This is a genomic window from Streptomyces sp. WZ.A104, assembly GCF_002382885.1.
Taxonomy (GTDB): Bacteria; Actinomycetota; Actinomycetes; order Streptomycetales; family Streptomycetaceae; genus Streptomyces.
In genome coordinates this window covers 12,597-32,045 of sequence record NZ_NWVL01000059.1, presented here as the reverse complement: position 1 = coordinate 32,045, position 19,449 = coordinate 12,597, and the positions used below count along the sequence as shown (strand labels likewise).

The 19,449-nt window shown below is 72.4% G+C and carries 22 protein-coding genes; 16 read left to right on the top strand and 6 right to left on the bottom strand.

Annotated elements, in window-relative coordinates; translation table 11 throughout:
* The first annotated feature begins 44 nt into the window (after positions 1-44).
* The 5 genes from CIB93_RS26975 to CIB93_RS26955 all read left to right on the top strand — a co-directional run bounded on the left by CIB93_RS26975 (position 45) and on the right by CIB93_RS26955 (position 3,797).
* Positions 45-431 carry a DUF488 domain-containing protein gene (locus CIB93_RS26975; RefSeq protein WP_096630609.1) on the top strand — a complete coding sequence of 129 codons (387 nt, stop codon included), beginning with the start codon at positions 45-47 and terminating at the stop codon, positions 429-431.
* A gap of 60 nt (positions 432-491) precedes the next feature.
* The gene (gene alr / locus CIB93_RS26970; RefSeq protein ID WP_096630577.1) at positions 492-1,670 is read left to right on the top strand and encodes an alanine racemase; all 1,179 of its coding nucleotides are present in this window, start codon (positions 492-494) and stop codon (positions 1,668-1,670) included.
* Positions 1,667-2,905 (top strand): alpha/beta fold hydrolase, encoded by a 1,239-nt coding sequence (locus CIB93_RS26965; RefSeq protein ID WP_096630576.1) that lies wholly within the window; start codon positions 1,667-1,669, stop codon positions 2,903-2,905. Before alr ends, CIB93_RS26965 begins: the two co-directional genes overlap by 4 nt.
* On the top strand, positions 2,874-3,434 hold the full coding sequence (gene tsaE / locus CIB93_RS26960) for a tRNA (adenosine(37)-N6)-threonylcarbamoyltransferase complex ATPase subunit type 1 TsaE (RefSeq protein ID WP_096630574.1): 561 nt from the start codon (positions 2,874-2,876) through the stop codon (positions 3,432-3,434). Before CIB93_RS26965 ends, tsaE begins: the two co-directional genes overlap by 32 nt.
* Positions 3,435-3,587: 153 nt before the next feature.
* Positions 3,588-3,797 carry a hypothetical protein gene (locus CIB93_RS26955; protein ID WP_096630573.1) on the top strand — a complete coding sequence of 70 codons (210 nt, stop codon included), beginning with the start codon at positions 3,588-3,590 and terminating at the stop codon, positions 3,795-3,797.
* A gap of 18 nt (positions 3,798-3,815) precedes the next feature.
* Here CIB93_RS26955 and CIB93_RS26950 read toward each other — a convergent pair whose 3' ends face one another.
* Entirely contained in the window at positions 3,816-4,355 is a 540-nt protein-coding gene (locus tag CIB93_RS26950; protein WP_096630571.1) for a hypothetical protein, read from the bottom strand.
* Between the two features lie 192 nt (positions 4,356-4,547).
* Here CIB93_RS26950 and tsaB point away from each other — a divergent pair, with 192 nt between their 5' ends.
* The 6 genes from tsaB to CIB93_RS26920 all read left to right on the top strand — a co-directional run bounded on the left by tsaB (position 4,548) and on the right by CIB93_RS26920 (position 8,538).
* Positions 4,548-5,195 carry a tRNA (adenosine(37)-N6)-threonylcarbamoyltransferase complex dimerization subunit type 1 TsaB gene (gene tsaB / locus CIB93_RS26945; RefSeq protein WP_096630607.1) on the top strand — a complete coding sequence of 216 codons (648 nt, stop codon included), beginning with the start codon at positions 4,548-4,550 and terminating at the stop codon, positions 5,193-5,195.
* A gap of 47 nt (positions 5,196-5,242) precedes the next feature.
* Positions 5,243-5,716: a ribosomal protein S18-alanine N-acetyltransferase gene (gene rimI, locus CIB93_RS26940; RefSeq protein WP_096630605.1), complete on the top strand. Its 474-nt coding sequence runs from the start codon at positions 5,243-5,245 to the stop codon at positions 5,714-5,716.
* The gene (gene tsaD / locus CIB93_RS26935) at positions 5,716-6,846 is read left to right on the top strand and encodes a tRNA (adenosine(37)-N6)-threonylcarbamoyltransferase complex transferase subunit TsaD (RefSeq protein ID WP_096630569.1); all 1,131 of its coding nucleotides are present in this window, start codon (positions 5,716-5,718) and stop codon (positions 6,844-6,846) included. Before rimI ends, tsaD begins: the two co-directional genes overlap by 1 nt.
* On the top strand, positions 6,843-7,112 hold the full coding sequence (locus tag CIB93_RS26930; protein WP_096630568.1) for a hypothetical protein: 270 nt from the start codon (positions 6,843-6,845) through the stop codon (positions 7,110-7,112). The genes tsaD and CIB93_RS26930 overlap by 4 nt, the downstream gene beginning before the upstream one ends.
* 199 nt (positions 7,113-7,311) lie before the next feature.
* Positions 7,312-7,776 carry a VOC family protein gene (locus tag CIB93_RS26925; RefSeq protein ID WP_096630566.1) on the top strand — a complete coding sequence of 155 codons (465 nt, stop codon included), beginning with the start codon at positions 7,312-7,314 and terminating at the stop codon, positions 7,774-7,776.
* 27 nt (positions 7,777-7,803) lie between these two features.
* A complete protein-coding gene (locus CIB93_RS26920) occupies positions 7,804-8,538 on the top strand; it encodes a hypothetical protein (protein WP_257002396.1) in 735 nt (244 codons plus the stop codon).
* 61 nt (positions 8,539-8,599) lie between these two features.
* On the opposite strand, the gene CIB93_RS26915 is transcribed toward CIB93_RS26920, so the two are convergent.
* Positions 8,600-9,904 carry a methyltransferase domain-containing protein gene (locus tag CIB93_RS26915; RefSeq protein WP_096630565.1) on the bottom strand — a complete coding sequence of 435 codons (1,305 nt, stop codon included), beginning with the start codon at positions 9,902-9,904 and terminating at the stop codon, positions 8,600-8,602.
* A gap of 144 nt (positions 9,905-10,048) precedes the next feature.
* On the opposite strand from CIB93_RS26915, the gene CIB93_RS26910 reads away from it, so the two are divergent.
* The 3 genes from CIB93_RS26910 to groL all read left to right on the top strand — a co-directional run bounded on the left by CIB93_RS26910 (position 10,049) and on the right by groL (position 13,378).
* The gene (locus CIB93_RS26910; protein WP_096630563.1) at positions 10,049-10,969 is read left to right on the top strand and encodes a polysaccharide deacetylase family protein; all 921 of its coding nucleotides are present in this window, start codon (positions 10,049-10,051) and stop codon (positions 10,967-10,969) included.
* Positions 10,970-11,345: 376 nt separating this feature from the next.
* Positions 11,346-11,654 carry a co-chaperone GroES gene (groES, locus tag CIB93_RS26905; RefSeq protein ID WP_003966899.1) on the top strand — a complete coding sequence of 103 codons (309 nt, stop codon included), beginning with the start codon at positions 11,346-11,348 and terminating at the stop codon, positions 11,652-11,654.
* 98 nt (positions 11,655-11,752) lie between these two features.
* The gene (gene groL, locus CIB93_RS26900) at positions 11,753-13,378 is read left to right on the top strand and encodes a chaperonin GroEL (protein WP_096630562.1); all 1,626 of its coding nucleotides are present in this window, start codon (positions 11,753-11,755) and stop codon (positions 13,376-13,378) included.
* A gap of 93 nt (positions 13,379-13,471) precedes the next feature.
* Here the strand turns inward: groL and CIB93_RS26895 are convergent, their stop codons facing one another.
* The 3 genes from CIB93_RS26895 to CIB93_RS26885 all read right to left on the bottom strand — a co-directional run bounded on the left by CIB93_RS26895 (position 13,472) and on the right by CIB93_RS26885 (position 16,842).
* Complete coding sequence (locus CIB93_RS26895; protein ID WP_096630560.1) at positions 13,472-14,245, bottom strand: SDR family oxidoreductase; 774 nt, start codon at positions 14,243-14,245, stop codon at positions 13,472-13,474.
* Positions 14,246-14,415: 170 nt separating this feature from the next.
* Entirely contained in the window at positions 14,416-16,008 is a 1,593-nt protein-coding gene (locus tag CIB93_RS26890; protein ID WP_096630558.1) for a PQQ-binding-like beta-propeller repeat protein, read from the bottom strand.
* A gap of 165 nt (positions 16,009-16,173) precedes the next feature.
* A complete protein-coding gene (locus CIB93_RS26885; protein WP_096630556.1) occupies positions 16,174-16,842 on the bottom strand; it encodes an MOSC domain-containing protein in 669 nt (222 codons plus the stop codon).
* Positions 16,843-16,922: 80 nt separating this feature from the next.
* Between CIB93_RS26885 and CIB93_RS26880 the strand changes: the two genes are divergently transcribed.
* Complete coding sequence (locus CIB93_RS26880; protein ID WP_096630555.1) at positions 16,923-17,813, top strand: LysR family transcriptional regulator; 891 nt, start codon at positions 16,923-16,925, stop codon at positions 17,811-17,813.
* A gap of 120 nt (positions 17,814-17,933) precedes the next feature.
* Here the strand turns inward: CIB93_RS26880 and CIB93_RS26875 are convergent, their stop codons facing one another.
* Positions 17,934-18,266 carry a WhiB family transcriptional regulator gene (locus tag CIB93_RS26875; protein ID WP_096630553.1) on the bottom strand — a complete coding sequence of 111 codons (333 nt, stop codon included), beginning with the start codon at positions 18,264-18,266 and terminating at the stop codon, positions 17,934-17,936.
* A gap of 451 nt (positions 18,267-18,717) precedes the next feature.
* Here CIB93_RS26875 and CIB93_RS26870 point away from each other — a divergent pair, with 451 nt between their 5' ends.
* A complete protein-coding gene (locus tag CIB93_RS26870) occupies positions 18,718-19,329 on the top strand; it encodes a response regulator transcription factor (RefSeq protein WP_003948568.1) in 612 nt (203 codons plus the stop codon).
* Positions 19,330-19,449 lie beyond the last annotated feature (120 nt).

The following is a 19,449-nucleotide window of genomic DNA, read 5'->3' as shown; positions in this document are numbered from 1 at the left end:
GGCGGGGCGAGGGTGGGAGGCCCGGCAGGAGGGTGGTCCGGACGGTGAGCGGCAGCGCATCGGTACGTGTACGCAGGGTCTACGACCCGCCCGAGGACGGCGACGGCACGCGGGTCCTCGTCGACCGGCTCTGGCCCCGGGGCGTGGCCAAGGAGCGGGCCGCGATCGACGTGTGGCTGAAGGACGTCACGCCCTCGGACGAACTGCGCTCCTGGTACCACCAGGACCGCTCCGGCGCGCGTTACGACACCTTCGTCGAGCGCTACCGCACCGAGCTGGACGACCCGGCGCACACGGAGGCCGTCGAGCGGCTCGTCGGGCTGGTGCGCGAGGGCGGGCCCGTCACGCTGGTCACCGCCGTCAAGGACGTGGCCGGCAGCCACGTCCCGGTCCTGGTCGACCACCTCCGGCATGTGATGAAACGTACATAGGCCTGGATACCGGCGTGCGCTGCCCGGGTGGCGGCAGGCGCCTCTGAGACACTGGGCGCGATGAACGAGACTGCGTCCCTGAGAGCCCGTGCCGAGATCGACCTCGCCGCGCTGCGCGCCAACGTGCGCGTTCTGCGTGGGCGGGCGGCCGGTGCGCAGCTCATGGCCGTGGTGAAGTCCGACGGGTACGGGCACGGGGCCGTGCCGTGCGCGCGGGCCGCCCGCGAGGCCGGGGCGGCCTGGCTCGGCACCGCGACCCCGCACGAGGCCCTCGCCCTGCGGGCGGCCGGACTCGACGGCCGGATCATGTGCTGGCTGTGGACGCCCGGCGGCCCCTGGCGCGAGGCGATCGAGGCCGACATCGACGTGTCGGTCAGCGGTATGTGGGCCCTGCGCGAGGTCATCGCCGCCGCCGCGGCCGTCGGGCGCCCGGCCAGGATCCAGCTCAAGGCCGACACCGGCCTCGGCCGCAGCGGCTGCCAGCCCGCCGACTGGCCCGAACTGGTCGCCGGGGCCCGTGACGCCGAGCGGACCGGACGAGTCAAGGTCACCGGCCTGTGGTCGCACTTCGCCTGCGCCGACGAGCCGGGCCACCCCTCGATCGCCGCGCAGCTCGGCGTGTTCCGGGACCTGGTCGCGTACGCCGAGAAGGAGGGCGTGGACCCCGAGGTGCGGCACCTGGCCAACTCCCCGGCCACGCTGACGGTCCCCGAGGCGCACTTCGACCTCGTACGGACCGGGATCGCGATGTACGGCATCTCGCCCAGCCCCGAGCTGGGCACGCCCGCCGACTTCGGGCTGCGCCCGGTGATGACGCTCGCGGCCTCCCTCGCCCTGGTCAAGGACGCCCCGGCCGGACACGGCGTCAGCTACGGCCACCACTACGTGACCCCCGCCGAGACGACCCTCGGCCTGATCCCCGTCGGCTACGCGGACGGCATCCCGCGCCACGCGTCGGGCCGGGGCCCCGTCCTGGTCGGCGGGCGGACGCGTACGGCGGCGGGCCGCATCGCCATGGACCAGTTCGTCGTCGACCTCGGCGGCGACCGGCCCGAACCGGGCGCTGAGGCGGTGCTGTTCGGCCCGGGCGACCGGGGCGAGCCGAGCGTCGAGGACTGGGCGGTGGCCGCCGACACCATCGGGTACGAGATCGTCACCCGGATCGGGACCCGGGTGCCGAGGGTGTACGTGAACGGGACGGATGACCCGAACGAGGCGACCGGGGGCGTACCGCAGTGAGCGACAGCAGCGCGCGGGACGTGGTGGCGACCGCCGCCACGGCGGCCGGAGGGTGGCGCCGGGCGGGGATCGCCGGGGCCGCGATAGGAGTGCTCGCCGCGGGTGCGGCGGCCGGGGTCGCGGTCGAGCGGCTCACCGTGGGGCGAGGCATGCGCAAGAAGGCCCGCCTCGCGCTGGACGCGACGGGCCCCTACGGTTCGCTGCGCGGCACCCCGGGCCGGGCCGTCGCCGAGGACGGCACGGAGCTGTACTACGAGGTCGACGAGGTGGAGGCGGGTCCGGGGGGTTCGGCGGGCGACGAGGTGCCCGGTACCCGGCGGCGCCGCCTCTTCGGCCGCAAGGCCCCCACCCCCGTCACCGTCGTCTTCAGCCACGGCTACTGCCTCGGCCAGGACTCCTGGCACTTCCAGCGGGCCGCCCTGCGCGGCCTCGTACGCGCCGTCTACTGGGACCAGCGCAGCCACGGCCGCTCCGAGCGCGGCCGGGACCAGGCGAACGGGGTGCCGGGCGGCATCGACCAGCTGGGCCGCGACCTGAAGGCGGTCATCGACACGGCGGCCCCCGAGGGGCCGCTCGTCCTGGTCGGGCACTCGATGGGCGGCATGACGATGATGGCGCTGGCCGACCAGTACCCGGCCCTGATCCGGGACCGGGTCGTCGCCGTCGCGCTGATCGGCACATCCAGCGGCAGGCTCACCGAGGTGAGCTTCGGGCTGCCGGTGGCGGGCGTGAACGCGGCGCGGCGGGTGCTGCCGGGGGTGCTGAAGGCGCTCGGTTCGCAGGCGGAACTGGTGGAGAAGGGGCGGCGGGCCACGGCGGACCTGTTCGCCGGGATCGTCAAGCGGTACTCGTTCGGTTCGCGGGACGTGGACCCGGCGGTCGCCCGGTTCGCGGAGCGGCTGATCGAGTCGACCCCGATCGATGTGGTCGCCGAGTTCTACCCGGCCTTCACCGAGCACGACAAGAGCGCGGCGCTGCCCGCGTTCCGGGACGTGCCCGTCCTGATCCTGGCCGGGGAGAAGGACCTGGTCACCCCCAGCCCGCACAGCGAGGCCATCGCGGACGTGCTGCCCGACGCCGAACTGGTCATCGTGCCGGACGCCGGGCACATGGTGATGCTGGAACACCCGGAGACGGTCACCGACCGCCTGGCCGACCTGCTCGTACGCAGTGGCACCGTGGCTGCCGCTAACGTTGACGAGCATGGAAGCACCGCACAACAGCCCGGCCGCTGAGACCGTCACGGAAGCGACCGCCGGCAGTCCCGTCGGGACCGTGCCCGAGGCCGTCACCGTGACGATCACCGTCACGTCCCCCGAGCAGATGCAGGACCTCGGCCGCCGCCTCGCCCGGGTGCTGGCCCCCGGAGACCTGGTCATGCTCACCGGGGAGCTGGGCGCCGGGAAGACCACTCTGACCCGGGGCCTCGGCGAGGGCCTCGGTGTGCGCGGCGCGGTCACCTCGCCCACCTTCGTGATCGCCCGTGTGCACCCCCCGCTCGGCGCCGGTCCGGCCCTCGTCCACGTCGACGCGTACCGCCTGGGCGGCGGGCTCGACGAGATGGAGGACCTGGACCTCGATGTGTCGCTGCCGGAGTCGGTGGTGGTCGTGGAGTGGGGTGACGGCAAGGTCGAGGAGCTGTCGGACGACCGGCTCCGGGTACTCATCGACCGCGCCACCGGCGACACCGACGACGAGCGGCGCGAGGTGACGCTGGTCGGCATCGGCCCGCGCTGGGCGGGGCTGCGGGAGGACGTCGCGTAACGCGAGGGGGCCCCTGGGAAACGCCGGGGTGGACCTTTCCGACAGGGCGTCGGTAAATTGTTGCGTCAGGGACCGTGGTCGTGGTCACATGGGTACGAGACCTGGTTAGGTATACCTAACCACGACCTCCACCGGAGCCCCCAGGAGGCATCCATGCCGACGCCCGAGCGCGCGGAACGGCAGCCCAGGCAGCAGCCGACGGCGCCCGTCCCCTCCGCCCTGTCGATGAAGGACCTGCTGGCCTCGTGCGCGGCGGCCACGGCGGTCTCCACCCCACCGAGCGAGCCGGAAGCGGCGGAGGACGACGTGGCCGTGAACGGGGGGCACGCGCCGGACAGCGCCGCGCGGAGGCACGCCGCGTAGACACGTCCCGTGCGGGCCCTACGGGATGACGACGACCTTCGCGCCGACCGTCGCGAACGTCCACATCGCGTTGCCGTCCGCGCGCTTCATCCGTACGCCACCGGTCTTCGACGTCGGGTCCGGTGAGGCCATCGAGCCGTCCTGCGCCGCGCTGAAGCCGACCGTCACCTCGTCGACGCTCGCGAAGCGGACCACGTGCTCGATCGGCACGCCGTCCGAGCCCTGGACCGTGCCCGAGCGCGAGGTGACGTGGTAGACGCCGGGCGGCGGGCTGACCGGGCTCGGCATGACGGTGAAGGCGCGGGTCGCCTTGTTGTCCTCGCCGACGAGCCACACCCGGCGGTCCTTCAGCGCGTAGACGACACGCTCACCGGTGCCGGACGCGGCCGGGACGGCCAGCGGATCGACCGGGGCCTTCGGCTTGGCGGACGCCTGGGCGGACGCCGATGCGGAGGTCTTCGGGCTCGGCGTGGAGGCCACCGAGTCGGGGGCGTTCGCCGAGGCCTGGTAAGCGAGGAAGGCGACCGCGGCGACCGCCGCCGCAGTGAGCCCGGCCACGATTCCCGAGCTGCTCCTTGCCACCGTGAACTCCCCTTTCGGCGGCCGTCCGCCGCATGTCGTACAAGCGTTTACGTCGTACCCGCGGATACCCGGTGACGGTAGCAGCCGGGAGGGCGCCGTCCGGGACGCCGTACGGACGCCGTAACGCCGTCGGCGGAGCCGTAGGCTGTTTGCGTGCTCTTGCTCGCCATGGATACCGCCACGCCCGCCGTCACCGTCGCCCTCCACGACGGTACGTCCGTCCTCGCCGCCTCCGGGCAGGTCGACGCCCGCCGGCACGGGGAGCTGCTGCTGCCCGCCGTCGACCGGGTCCTGGCCGAGGCCGGGACGAAACTCGACGCCGTGACGGACATCGTCGTCGGCATCGGCCCCGGCCCGTACACCGGACTGCGGGTCGGCCTGGTCACCGCGGCGACCTTCGGCTCCGCCCTCTCCGTACCGGTCCACGGGCTGTGCACCCTGGACGGCCTCGCGTACGCCGCCGGTCTTGAGGGGCTGGAGGGGCCCTTCGCCGTGGCGACGGACGCGCGCCGCAAGGAGGTCTACTGGGCGCGGTACGAGGACGCCCGCACCCGTACGGGCGAACCCTCCGTCGACCGGCCCGCCGACATCGCCGCCGAGCTGGCGGGGCTGCCCGTGGTCGGGGCGGGTGCGGTGCTGTATCCGGACGCCTTCCCGGACGCCCGCGGCCCCGAGCACGTCGCCGCCGGGGCGCTCGCCGCGCTCGCCGCCGAACGGCTGGCCGCCGGGCAGAAGCTGCCGGAGCCCCAGCCGCTGTACCTGCGCAGGCCCGACGCCCAGGTGCCGAAGAACTACAAGGTGGTCACGCCGAAGTGAGCGCCGCGACCTCCAAGGCCTCCGCCACCGCCGCCGTGCTGCGCGAGATGCGCTGGTGGGACATCGCACCGGTGCTGGAGCTGGAGCACGCCCTGTTCCCGGACGACGCCTGGTCGCCCGGAATGTTCTGGTCCGAGCTGGCCCACGCGCGCGGCCCCGGCGCCACCCGCCGCTATGTCGTCGCCGAGGACCCGGCCACCGGCCGGATCGTCGGCTACGCCGGGCTCGCCGCCCTCGGCGACCTCGCCGACGTCCAGACCATCGCGGTCAGCCGCGAGGCGTGGGGCACCGGCCTCGGCTCGGAACTCCTCACCGACCTGCTGAAGCACGCCACGGCCTTCGAGTGCGCCACGGTGCTCCTGGAGGTCAGGGTCGACAACACCCGGGCGCAGAAGCTGTACGAGCGGTTCGGCTTCGAACCGATCGGCTTCCGCCGCGGCTACTACCAGCCGGGGAACGTGGACGCCCTGGTCATGCGCCTCACCATGCAAGAGCACGTATCGGAAAACGGGACTGAATGATGGCTGCCGACGAACCCCTCGTACTCGGCATCGAGACCTCCTGCGACGAGACCGGCGTCGGCGTCGTCCGCGGGACGACCCTGCTCGCGGACGCCGTCGCCTCCAGCGTCGACACCCACGCCCGCTTCGGCGGCGTCGTCCCGGAGATCGCCTCCCGGGCCCACCTGGAGGCGATGGTCCCGACCATCGAGCGGGCCCTGAAACAGGCCGGGGTCAGCGCCCGGGACCTCGACGGGATCGCCGTCACCTCGGGCCCCGGGCTCGCGGGCGCGCTGCTCGTCGGCGTCTCGGCCGCGAAGGCGTACGCGTACGCGCTCGGCAAGCCGCTCTACGGGGTCAACCACCTCGCCTCGCACATCTGCGTCGACCAGCTGGAGCACGGCCCGCTGCCGGAGCCGACGATGGCGCTGCTGGTCAGCGGCGGCCACTCGTCGCTCCTGCTGGCCCCCGACATCACCAGCGACGTACGGCCCCTCGGCGCGACCATCGACGATGCGGCGGGCGAGGCGTTCGACAAGATCGCCCGTGTCCTGGACCTCGGCTTCCCCGGGGGTCCCGTCATCGACCGCCTGGCGAGGGAGGGCGACCCGAAGTCGATCGCCTTCCCGCGCGGCCTGACCGGCCCGCGCGACGCCCCCTACGACTTCTCCTTCTCCGGTCTGAAGACCTCCGTCGCCCGCTGGATCGAGGCGAAGCGCGCGGCGGGCGAGGAGGTGCCCGTACGGGACGTGGCGGCGTCCTTCCAGGAGGCCGTGGTGGACGTGCTGACCCGCAAGGCGGTCCGGGCCTGCAAGGACGAGGGCGTCGACCACCTGATGATCGGCGGCGGGGTGGCGGCCAACTCCCGCCTCCGAGCCCTGGCCGAGGAGCGCTGCGAGCGCGCGGGCATCCGGCTGCGGGTGCCGCGCCCGGGCCTGTGCACGGACAACGGCGCGATGGTCGCGGCGCTCGGCGCGGAGATGGTCGCCCGCAACCGGCGCCCCTCCGACCTGGAGCTGTCGGCGGACTCGTCGCTGCCGGTGACGGAGACGCACGTACCGGGATCCGCACACGGCCCCGGGCACTCCCATTCCCACTCCCACTCCCACGATCACGTGCACGAGATCAGCAAGGACAACCTCTACTCATGAGCGCCGCGACCGTCGTCCTGATGTGGGAGGCCCGCGCCGTGGAGGGCCGCGGCGGGGAACTCCTGGAGTGGGCGCGAGCCCGGGCCGCCGAACTGTCCCGTGAACCGGCCCGCCGCGAACTGCTCCGCGCCCCGCAGGACCGGGTGCTGGTCATGACGTGGTGGGAGGAAGTGTCGTACGCCGACGACCTCCCCGAACTCCCCGAGCCCGACGCCGCCCTGATCACTCGGCCGGTGCACCGGTGGCGGTTCGAGGCGGTGGGCTGACCCTCCGCATGCGCGGGGTGAGCGTCAGCGGCTCGTTCCCGTCCTGGGCGCGCTGACCAGGGGCAGTGGCGGGTCGGGGCGTGCCCGTGGTGCGTTCGTGGTGCGTTCGTGGTGTGTCCCGGCGGGTCCGATGAGTTCCCGCGCCGGTCGCGGTCTACCTTCCACAACGACCGGACCGGCGGAAAACCAGGAGAACGTCATGCAGAAGATCACCCCCTGCCTCTGGTACGACGGCCAGGCGAAGGAGGCGGCCGAGCACTACGTCGCGATCTTCGGCGGTGACTCCCGCATCCTGGACATCACCTACTACGGCGAGGAGGCCCCGGGCGAGACGGGCTCGGTGCTCACCGTCGAGTTCCGCCTCGCGGGCCAGGACTACATCGGGCTCAACGGCGGACCGCAGTTCCCGTTCACCGAGGCGATCTCGCTCTCCGTCGACTGTGCCGACCAGGCCGAGGTGGACCGGTTCTGGGCCGCGCTCTCCGAGGGCGGCGAGGAGAGCCAGTGCGGCTGGCTCAAGGACAAGTTCGGCCTCTCCTGGCAGGTCGTCCCCAACGAGCTGCCGAGGCTGCTGGCCGACCCGGACCCCGCGAAGGCGGAACGGACCATGAAGGCCATGCTCGGTATGGGCAAGCTGGACATCCAGGCGCTGCGGGACGCGTGAGCGGACGGTGTCGGTAGTGTTCTGCGCATGTCACGACGCGCCCCGCTGCCGCCGCCTCCTCCGCCCGTCGAGATCCGGTCCTGGCCGGGCCGCGAGGCGATGCTCGCCGACCGGGCGGTGGTCCTGGGCGAGCTGGTGAAGATGCACGTGGGGCCGGGACGGCTCGGGCTGCTGTGGATGTGGGCCGGGCTCGCCGCGCTCGGCTGGAGCTTTCTGGGCACCGGCATCCTGATGTTCCAGGAGGCCGCCGACGTCGCCGACATCGGCGCCTTCTTCGGCGGACTCGTCGCCCTCGTCCTCGGTCTGGGGCTGCTGATCCCGGCGGTCGTCTTCGTCTGCCTCGGCATCTCCCGGGACCGCGAGGTCCGCTCGCTGCTCGTCGCCTGGGGTGCGCTGGACCGCGACCCGGAGCGCGACCGGCACCTGCGCAGGCCCGGCGCGAGCCTCGCCTGGCTGCTGCTGTCGTTCGTCCTGGGCGCGGCCGGGCTGGCCCTCTGCGTGATCGCCCCCGCGAGCGCCGAACCGGGGCGGCACACGTACGGGCTGGTCGCCCTGGTGGTGGGCGTCGGCATGGTCGCCTGGCTGACCGCGCTGATCGGCGCGGTCACGGCCCTGGCCCACCGCCGCTGGGTGGTGGGCGTTCTGACGGGGACCGGGACGGGGGGCGGTGGCGTGGCCGCGGGTGTACGGCCGCCCGCGGCACGAAGGCCCGAGCCGGAGCGGCCGCCCTTCGCCCGGACCGGCGGCCCCGGCCACCGCTGAGGCCTGCGGGGGTCCGGCCGACTGTGGGCGCGGGGGTCCGGTCCGGCGGCGCGCCGGTATGTCAGTCCCGCGCGCGGCCCGGTGTTTCAACTGAGCCCAGCGGATGGCCGATCAGCATCGTCGGGGCCCCCGCCACCCGGGTCAGGAACACCGTCGCCGCGTTCGGGCCCCTCAGCTTCATCCGGCGGCGCAGCTCCTCCGGTTCGACCGCCGAGCCGCGCTTCTTGACGGTCAGTACGCCCACCTCGCGCTCCCGCAGCAGCGCCTTCAGCTTCTTCATGTTGAACGGCAGCTGATCGGTGATCTCGTACCCGGAGGTGTACGGGGACGAGTACGGACCATCGCTCGTGACGTACGCGATCGTCTCGTCCACCAGCCGCCCGTCGCACCGCTCCACGATGTCGGCGACCAGATGGGCCCGGATCACCGCCCCGTCCGGCTCGTACAGGTAACGCCCGACCGGGCCCACCGGCGGGGCGGGCAGCGGGGCCGGGGCGCTCAGGGTGGCGCCCGACGGCAGCAGCGTGGCCCGGAACGAACCGGGCGCGAAGCCCTCCCCGTACCAGAGCACCGCCTCCTTCACATCGCCGGCGTCCGAGATCCACTCGGCCTCCGCCTCCGGGCCGATCGCCTCGTGCGGGATGCCCGGGGCGATCTTCAGCGCCGCCCTGGGGGCCTTCAGCGCGGCGGCCGTCGCCCAGGAGAGCGGCGGCGAGTACGCCTCCGGATCGAAGATGCGCCCGCCCGTCGCCCGGCCACCGCCCCTGCCCGACGCGCCGCGCGCGGCCCCTCCCCTCGCGCCCCGCCGCGCCGGGTCCACGAAGACCGCGTCGTACGGGGAGGTGTCGATCTCCGTGACGTCGGCGCACCGCACCTCGATCAGTGCGGCGAGACCGAGCGCGTCCGCGTTGGCCCGGGCCACCTCGGCGGTCAGCGGGTCGCGGTCCACGGCCAGGACGCTGATCCCGGCGCGGGCCAGCGCGATGGCGTCGCCGCCGATGCCGCAGCACAGGTCCGCCACGCCGCGCACGCCGAGCGCGGCGAACCGGGCGGCGCGGTACTCGGCGACCGAGGTGCGGGTGGCCTGCTCGACCCCGTTGGGCGTGAAGTACATCCGGTACGCGTCGGCCGCCCCGAACTTCGCGACCGCCCGCTGCCGCAGCCGGGCCTGCCCCAGGGCCGCCGAGACCAGCTCCGCCGGGTGCGTGCGGCGCAGCCGGGTCGCGGTGGCCAGCTCGTCGGCGGGGTCGTGGTCGCGCAGCTCGGCCAGCAGCTGCTCGCCCTCGGGGGTGCGCAGCGCGGCGAAGGCGGCGCCGGCGGGGTCGTCGGACGGGGTGGCGGGGGTCGTTGCGTTCACCCGGTCCATTGTGGGCCAGGCACGCCGATCGGGGCCCCTGTGGGCCGGCCGGGGGACGGGGCGGATCGGCTCGCGGTGTCGGGGCGGGGCGCGGGCGGGCGGCTGGCAGGATGCGGCGCCATGCAGCTAGTACGACAAAAAGAAAAATCAGCCATGAAGCGGCTCAGATCGGGCGTGATGGTGCTGGCGGCCCTGCTGGCCGCCGCCGTCGCCTCCGGATGCGCGGCTGAGGGGGGCGGCGCAGGGGCCCCGGGCAGTCCGGCGAAGCCCGCCGCCGGGGGGCGGCCCGGCGAGGCCGCACCGCAGGCCGGGCCCGCCCGTGCCCTGGACTCGTACGCCGAGGAACTCAAGCGGAAACAGGCCGCACGCGCCGTCGCCGCGAAGAAGTGGGGGCTGGCCAAGACCCCGCTCGCGGCCCCCGAACCGCCGAAGGTGAAGCCGCGCATCACCACCCGCAAGGGGTTCGAGGTCCGGAACGACGCCGGGCTGCCACCCGTCTTCACCACGGTCCCGACCAAGGAGAAGATCGTCTTCCTGACGATGGACGACGGCGCGGAGAAGGACCCCGCCCTGCTGCGGATGATGACCGAACTGGACATCCCCTACAGCGCGTTCATCAGTGACTACGTCACCAACGACGACTACGGCTACTTCAAGAAGATGCAGAAGCGCGGAGTGGTCATCAGCAACCACACGCTCAACCACCGCTATCTGCCCGGACTGTCGTACGCCGAGCAGAAGAAGGAGATCTGCGGCCAGCAGGAGAAGATCCTCAAGCACTACGGGAAGCGGCCGACCCTCTTCCGCCCGCCCTACGGCAACTACAACCGCGACACCCTCGTCGTCGCCAAGTCCTGCGGCATCACCGCCGTGCCCCTGTGGGCCGCCGAGGCCTTCCCCGACCACATGGAATGGCGCGAGTGGGACCGGGACCTGCACCCGGGCGACATCGTCCTCACGCACTTCCGGGGCAAGGACGACTGGAAGGGCTCGATGCCCGACATGGTCCGCCGGGTCATGAAGACCATCACGGACAAGGGGTACGCGGTGGCGAAGCTGGAGGACTACGTCTGACCCGTGCCTCCTCGCCGACGTACGGATCGGAAGGCGTACGGCCCCGAATGCGCGCTCAGCCCCCGTTGAGCGCGCATTCGTCGTCGTACGGAACGCGAAGCCCCGCCCCCGCGTTGCCCGGACAGGGGCCGGGGCCGGTGACCCGGATCGGTGACCGGGCAGAGCTCCGGCCAAGACTCGCGAGGGTGGTGAATTGGCACTCCGCTTGACCGAGTGCTAATCGCGGTCATAGTCTCAGGTCTGGCACTCCCCCCGGGAGAGTGCCAGCACCACACTGTGCGACAGGGCAGGTCCGGCACCCGCGACGACGGATCGGTCTGGTCGCCACCCACAGACTGTTAAACCCCGTGAGATCTCCGAAGGGGGAGACCGGATCGTGTCGACCACCAGCTCCAAGGTTGCGATCAAGCCGCTTGAGGACCGCATTGTGGTCCAGCCGCTCGACGCCGAGCAGACCACGGCTTCCGGCCTGGTCATTCCGGACACCGCGAAGGAGAAGCCCCAGGAGGGCGTCGTCCTCGCCGTGGGCCCGGGCCGCTTCGAGAACGGCGAGCGTCTTCCGCTCGACGTCAAGACCGGCGACGTCGTCCTGTACAGCAAGTACGGCGGCACCGAGGTGAAGTACAACGGCGAGGAGTACCTCGTCCTCTCGGCCCGCGACGTTCTCGCGATCGTCGAGAAGTAATTCACCCACGTTTGCTTGTGTTCTGCGCCCCTGGCCCCCTGCGAAATAACTAGCCGGGTGGCGAGGGGCGCAGTTCGTTCGAGAGGGAAGTACAGCCCATGGCGAAGATTCTGAAGTTCGACGAGGACGCCCGTCGCGCCCTTGAGCGCGGCGTCAACAAGCTTGCCGACACGGTCAAGGTGACGATCGGCCCCAAGGGCCGCAACGTCGTCATCGACAAGAAGTTCGGCGCTCCCACCATCACCAACGACGGTGTCACCATCGCGCGCGAGGTCGAGCTCGACGACCCGTACGAGAACCTCGGTGCCCAGCTCGTCAAGGAGGTGGCGACCAAGACCAACGACGTCGCGGGTGACGGCACCACCACCGCGACCGTCCTGGCCCAGGCGCTCGTCCGCGAGGGTCTGCGCAACGTCGCCGCGGGCGCCTCCCCGGCCGCCCTGAAGAAGGGCATCGACGCCGCCGTCAAGGCCGTGTCCGAGGAGCTCCTCGCGACCGCCCGCCCGATCGACGACAAGTCCGACATCGCCGCCGTGGCCGCGCTCTCCGCGCAGGACACCCAGGTCGGCGAGCTCATCGCGGACGCGATGGACAAGGTCGGCAAGGACGGTGTCATCACCGTCGAGGAGTCCAACACCTTCGGTCTGGACCTGGAGTTCACCGAGGGCATGGCCTTCGACAAGGGCTACCTCTCCCCGTACATGGTGACCGACCAGGAGCGTATGGAGGCCGTCCTCGACGACCCGTACATCCTGATCCACCAGGGCAAGATCGGCTCCATCCAGGAGCTGCTGCCGCTCCTGGAGAAGGTCATCCAGGCCGGCGGCTCCAAGCCGCTCCTGATCATCGCCGAGGACGTCGAGGGCGAGGCGCTCTCCACCCTCGTCGTCAACAAGATCCGCGGCACCTTCAACGCCGTCGCGGTGAAGGCCCCGGGCTTCGGCGACCGCCGCAAGGCCATGCTCGGCGACATCGCCACCCTCACCGGTGCGACCGTCATCGCCGAGGAGGTCGGCCTCAAGCTCGACCAGGCCGGTCTGGACGTGCTCGGCACGGCCCGCCGCGTCACGGTCTCCAAGGACGACACGACCATCGTCGACGGCGGCGGCGACGCCGGTGACGTCAAGGGCCGTGTCAACCAGATCAAGGCCGAGATCGAGACCACGGACTCCGACTGGGACCGCGAGAAGCTCCAGGAGCGCCTCGCGAAGCTGGCCGGCGGCGTGTGCGTCATCCGCGTCGGCGCCGCCACCGAGGTGGAGCTCAAGGAGAAGAAGCACCGCCTTGAGGACGCCATCTCCGCCACCCGCGCCGCGGTCGAGGAGGGCATCGTCTCCGGCGGTGGCTCCTCCCTCGTCCACGCCGTGAAGGTCCTGGAGGGCAACCTCGGCAAGACCGGCGACGAGGCCACCGGTGTCGCGGTCGTCCGCCGCGCCGCCGTCGAGCCGCTGCGCTGGATCGCCGAGAACGCCGGCCTGGAGGGTTACGTCATCACCTCCAAGGTCGCCGAGCTCGACAAGGGCCAGGGCTTCAACGCCGCCACCGGCGAGTACGGCGACCTGGTCAAGGCCGGCGTCATCGACCCGGTCAAGGTCACCCGCTCCGCCCTGGAGAACGCCGCGTCCATCGCGTCGCTGCTGCTCACGACCGAGACCCTCGTCGTCGAGAAGCCGGCCGAGGAAGAGGCCGACGCCGGTCACGGCGGCCACGGCCACTCCCACTAGTACCTCTCCGGTACGCGCGGCAGCCCGCTACGCGTCCGAGGCCCGGTACCCCCGTCGCGGGGGCACCGGGCCTCGGTGCATTCCCGACCGGAACTACCGCGGGCCGTACTTGCGGCCCGTCCGCGACGTCACCCCGCCCAGCAGACCGCGCGGCGCCACCTTCACCAGCCCCATCAGCGCCTTGTAGCGCGGGTCCGGGACCGACACCGACTTGCCCCGCGCCAGATCCGCCAGCGCCGCCGCCACCAGCTTGTCCGCGTCCAGCCACATCCAGCCCGGGATGTTGTCCGTGCCCATCCCGGCCCGCTCGTGGAACTCCGTCCGGACGAACCCGGGGCACAGCGCCATCAGCCGCACCCCCGACCCGCCCAGGTCCCGCGCCGCGCCCTGGGTGAACTGCACGACCCAGGCCTTGGACGCCCCGTACGTACCGCGCGGCACGAACGCCGCGACGGACGCCACGTTGATCACGCCGCCCCGGCCGCGCTCCTTCATGCCCGCGACGGCGGCCGAGGTGAGCCGCAGCACCGCCTCGCAGTGGACCTTCAGCATCGTCAGCTCATCGGCCATGGACACCTCCAGGAAGCGTCCCTTGTTGCCGAACCCGGCGTTGTTGACCAGCAGGTCGACCGGGTGCCTGCGGTCCGCGAGCCGCTTCTCGACCGTCTCGATCCCGCCGTCCGTGGAGAGGTCGGCGGCCAGCACCTCGGCCTCGATGCCGTGCCGGTCGTGCAGTTCGGTGGCCTGCTCGCGCAGCCGTGCGGTGTCCCGCGCCACCAGCACCAGGTTGTGCCCCTGGGCCGCGAGCCGCCGCGCGAACGCAGCCCCGATACCCGCCGTCGCGCCCGTGATCAGTGCAGTCGTCATACGCGGCACGTTAGTGCCCCGAGTGTTCCGGCGGCTCACCCGCCCGCTGCGGCAGCGTCCCGGGGGATCGCCCGCCCGGCATGGGGCAGATCCCTGAACCGCCCCCGGCCTGGCCACTACGGCCCGGCGGGGGCGGACCCTCATGACCCGTCAGGGCCCTCCGGTCCCGGTCAGGACGGCGCGGGGGCGAACGACAGCATGCGGGCCTCGGGCCGGGCGTCGTTCCCGGTCACGACCACATGGGTGACGATGAGTCGGCCGTCGACGTAGGCCAGTCGCCCGCCGAACATCTCGAACTCGAACGGGGCGGCGGCCGCCGGGTGTTGCAGGACCGTCTTCTCCGTGCCCGCACCGCCCGGGCCCAGCAGGAAGGTCCGGCCCGGGAGGGTCGATGTGGCGGACTCGTAGACGAGGATCTCCTTGTCGCTCTCCGCGCGCAGCGGGTACAGCTTGCGGACCTGCTCGGACTTGACCCCCCAGAGGAACTTCCCGGTGTCCAGGTCGTACGTACCGACCCGGTCGGTACCGCCCAGCATGACGAGGCCCTTGCCGACCGTGCTGCCGCGGCAGGGCTGGATGTCGCCACCGGAACCGTCTCCGGCGCACTGCTCGAAGCCCTTCTCCCGCGGATCGATGGTGGTACGGAGCTTCCCCTTGGACCCCAGGACCAGGACCCGCCAGTCCTTGATGATGTCCTCGGCGTTCTCGGTGGTGAAGACGACCGGGTCGACGGAGATCAGGCTGCCGAACTTCCAGCCGGCCTTGGTCCGGTGGCGCCACAGGACCTTGCCGGAGCGCGGGTCGATCTCGCGGAGCTGGCTGTAGCTCTTGCTCCGCCCGGCGGAGAGCGCGCAGAGGGAACTCACCAGGAGCCGCGTTCCGCCCGCCACGTCGTCGGGGTAGCACTGCCCCGGGTTCTCCCGGGGGATGTCGTAGAGCTTGGTCCCGTCGTCGACCCGGAAGGCGGCTGCCCGTATGCCCCAGGCGATCGCGAGGGTGTCACCGCTGATGGCGCTGTGCACGATCAGTGTGGAGCCCTGGTCACCGGCATCGCCGAGCACCTTGTGCCAGCCCTGCTTGCCGGTCCTCAGGTCGAGCGACAGCATCTGATTGCACCGGTTCGACCGCGCGGCCTGGGCGCTCTCGCGGTAGAACAGCACGACCCTGCCGTCGGGCGTGGGGTTGGCCGGGGTCTCGCAGACGGCCGCGGGCAACGGCAGGCTCCAGACCTCGGCACCGTCCGAGAGCCGGTAGGCCGCGACCTTGCGGTGCAGGGCCTGGACGACGGTGTCGCCGACGACCCACAGGTCGTGGAGCCGGTGGATCCCGTTGGGCAGGTCGGTCTTGTCGTCGACGATCCACGCCGTCGCGTCCGCCGGCTTCCGCGAGGCGTTGATCTCATCCGTCGTCGGGATCCGCCGCGGCTCCGGGGCACGGGCCGCGGGCGTACGGGACGGGGACGCCTCCCCGGAGGGCCTGGGAGACTCCTTCGCCACGGGCTTCGCGGGCGCGTCCCGTCCCCAGTCGGTGACGGCGTACACCCCTCCCGCCACGACCACGAGCACCAGTGCGACGACCGCGGCGACGACCGGCGCCCGGCCGAAGCGCCCCCGGCGCGGCGGCGGCCCCGGCGGCGGCCCGTAACCAGGTCCGGGCGGCGGCCCGTACCCCTGAGGCTCGCCGCCCTCCGCGGCGTACGGGTTGCCTGGAACGGGCTGCTGCGGCTGGCCCGGGGTGTACCAGGGCTGCGGCGGGTTGGGCATGGGTCTCCCCCTGAGACGTGCCACTCGGCTGGAACTGCTTCTCGACGCAGGTCACTGGTGGTGGACGCACGCCGCACCGATCCAGTTCCCCCCCTCAACAGCTCAGGACCCTACGGTGAATGACATCCCGTCACCGTCCCGGGGGGTGGCGGCACGCCCCGCCGCTCAGCCCTGGCGCGCGGTGTACTCCCGGGCCTGGCGCAGCGCCTCGGGATGCAGCGCCTCCCCGGCGGCCAGCAGTGCGGGCAGCAGGGTGCGTTCGGTCGTCACGGCCCGGAACTGGAGGGCCGCCGTGACCTCGTGGTCCGGCCGGTGCACGATCTCGATGGCGTCCCCGGACCGGACCGCGCCCGGCTCGATGACCCGCAGATACGCACCGGTGGCGGCCTGCTGGGTGAACCGCCGCACCCACCCCTTCTCCCCGAGGTGATCGGCGAAAGTCCGGCACGGGATGCGCCCCGAGGTGACCTCCAGCACCAGGTCCGCGCCCACCCGCCAGCGCTCGCCGATCCGTGCGGCGCTGACGTCGAGGCCCCGCGTGGTGAAGTTCTCGCCGAACGCCCCGTTGGGCAGGGACCGGCCGCCCAGCTCGCGCTCCCAGGCGTCCAGCTCCTCCCGGGCGAAGGCGTAGACCGCCTGGTCGCTGCCGCCGTGGTGGCGCAGGTCGCACACCGTGTCCCCGGCGACCCCGCTGCCGCCCGTGCCCTTGGGGCCGGGGTCGTGGACCTCGACGGGGCCCTCCGTCGGCCGTTTGTCGATCCCGGTGAGTCCGCCGGGGCCGTCGGTCTGTGCGGAGGGACGGGGGTGCCCGATGTTCACGGTCAGCAGCTTCATACCGTCACGCTAGCCGCCCAGGCCTCAAAGGGGTAGGTCATTAATTCGCCTCGCATCCAAGAATCTCTTATGGTGATGGGGTGATCGAAGCCCGCCACCTCCGTGTCCTGCGCGCCGTCGCCGCCACCGGCTCGTTCTCCGCCGCCGCCCGCGAACTGGGCTGCACCCAGCCCGCGGTCAGCCAGCAGATGAAGGCCCTGGAGTCCTCCGCGGGCACCACGCTGCTGATCCGCACCGGGCGCGAGATGCGACTGACCCAGGCGGGCGAGGCGCTGGTGCGGCACGCCTCCGGCATCCTCGCGGGGCTGACCGCCGCCGAGGAGGAGGTCGCCGCCATCGCCGGGCTGCGGGCCGGGCGGGTCCGCCTCGTCTCCTTCCCGAGCGGCAGCTCCACCCTCGTCCCCGGAGCCCTGGCCGCCCTGCGCGCCGAACACCCCGGCACCCGCGTCTCGCTGGTCGAGGCCGAGCCGCCGCGCTCGGTGGACCTGCTGCGCGAGGGCGACTGCGATATCGCGCTGGCGTTCCGTTACGGGACCACCGGCGGCGAATGGGACGACCTGGTGGTCCGGCCGCTGCTCACCGACCGGCTGATCGGCCTGGTCCCCGACGGGCACCGGCTGGCGGAGGCGCCGAGCGTGTCCATCGGGGAGCTGGCCGAGGAGTCGTGGATCGCGGGCTGCCCGCGCTGCCGCCGTCAGCTGGTCGAGGTCTGCGAGGAGTCCGGCTTCACCCCGCGCATCGACTTCGCCACCGACGACTATCCGGCCGTGATGGGCCTGGTGGGGGCCGGGCTCGGAGTGGCGGTGCTGCCGGAGCTGGCCGTCGAGTCGGTACGCCCCAAGGGGGCCAGGACCGTGCCGGTGGAGCCCGCGATCGAGCGGGAGATCGTGGCCCTCACCCTGCCCGACCTGGCCCGGGTCCCGGCGGTGGCGGCCACCCTGGACCAGCTGTCCCGGACGGCCGCCCGCTGAGCGCCCGGGCCCCGGGGCGTGGCTGAGGACACACGTATCCCCCGGCGGCCGGTCCGCCCGCGGCCGGACGGCTGAAGTCCTCGAAGAAACGTTTCTGCGTTCAGTTGTGCCGTACGGGTGTCAGGTGCGCCCGGGGCCGGTGGCGGACCCCGAAGGCGTCGCGGTGATCAGCCGGGACCTGGCCCTGCCCATCAGTTCCTCGCGCTCGTCCTCCGTCAGGCCGCCCCACACTCCGTACGGCTCCCTCACGGCCAGGGCGTGCGCCGCGCATTCGGCCCGTACCGGGCACCGCATGCACACCTCCTTCGCCGAGGTCTCGCGGGCGCTCCGGGCCGCGCCGCGCTCTCCCTCGGGGTGGAAGAACAGGGAGCTGTCCACGCCTCGGCAGGCGGCGAGCAGCTGCCAGTCCCACAGGTCTGCGTTGGGTCCGGGAAGGCGGGAGAAATCTGCCATTGCTTGTCCCCTCGGAGCTGTGCTGCGTCGGAAGCGGCATCCTCGACCGTCTGTGATCGACGGCCCTCTTGGATTGACCGTCGTGATCGGTGTGACCGGAGTCTCGACCGTACATCTACGGTGCTAGTAGATGTAAATATGACTGATTGCGAATCTAGCCACAGACACCCTTGAAAGGGAAGAAATAGTGCCAAATAGGGCACGCCAACGGGTGAAGATCCAGTTGACGGGTGAATCACCCGCGCCGTTCTCCTCCGTGTGCGGCCCTTCACGTAGAGTGCCGAACCCGACGGTCCGACCCGTAACTCTTTCGAGTGACCATCGTTAAGAGAGCGGATGCGGTTGACGGAGAACGAGCTCGGGCACATGTCCGAGGGGGTCAACCGCACAGGTGACGACTTGTATCAGCCTGGAGGCTCAAGGTGACGCGCATCAGCTGCGGAGGACGGTCATGACATCCGTCCTCGTCTGCGACGACTCCCCGCTTGCCCGAGAAGCGCTCCGTCGCGCGGTGGCCACCGTGCCCGGCGTCGAGCGCGTGACGACCGCGGCCAACGGCGAGGAAGTCCTCCGCCGCTGGGGTGCCGATCGCTCGGATCTGATTCTGATGGACGTACGCATGCCCGGTCTCGGGGGTGTGGAGACCGTCCGGCGGCTGCTCTCCGCCGACCCCGGGGCCCGGATCATCATGCTGACCGTCGCCGAGGATCTGGACGGCGTCGCGCTCGCGGTCGCCGCGGGCGCCCGCGGGTATCTGCACAAGGACGCCTCGCGCGCCGAACTGCGGGCCACCGTCACCCAGGCGCTGGCCGACCCGACGTGGCGGCTCGCCCCGCGCCGGCTGCGGTCCGCCGAGATGGGCGCGGCCCCCACGCTCACCGCGCGGGAGATCCAGGTGCTCGAAGGCATGAGTCACGGCCGCTCCAACGCGGAGATCGGCCGGGAGCTGTTCCTCTCCGAGGACACGGTCAAGACCCACGCCCGGCGGCTGTTCAAGAAGCTCGGGGCCTCGGACCGCGCCCATGCGGTGGCCCTCGGATTCCGTTGGGGCCTGGTCCGCTGACGACCGGCCCGACCGGCCCGGGCCCGCCCCCGTCCGCAGTCCGGCGGACGGGGTCACGGAGCCGGGCCACCGGCTCCACACCCCGTATCCGGGCGCCTGCCCGGCGGCGCCATGTGACGC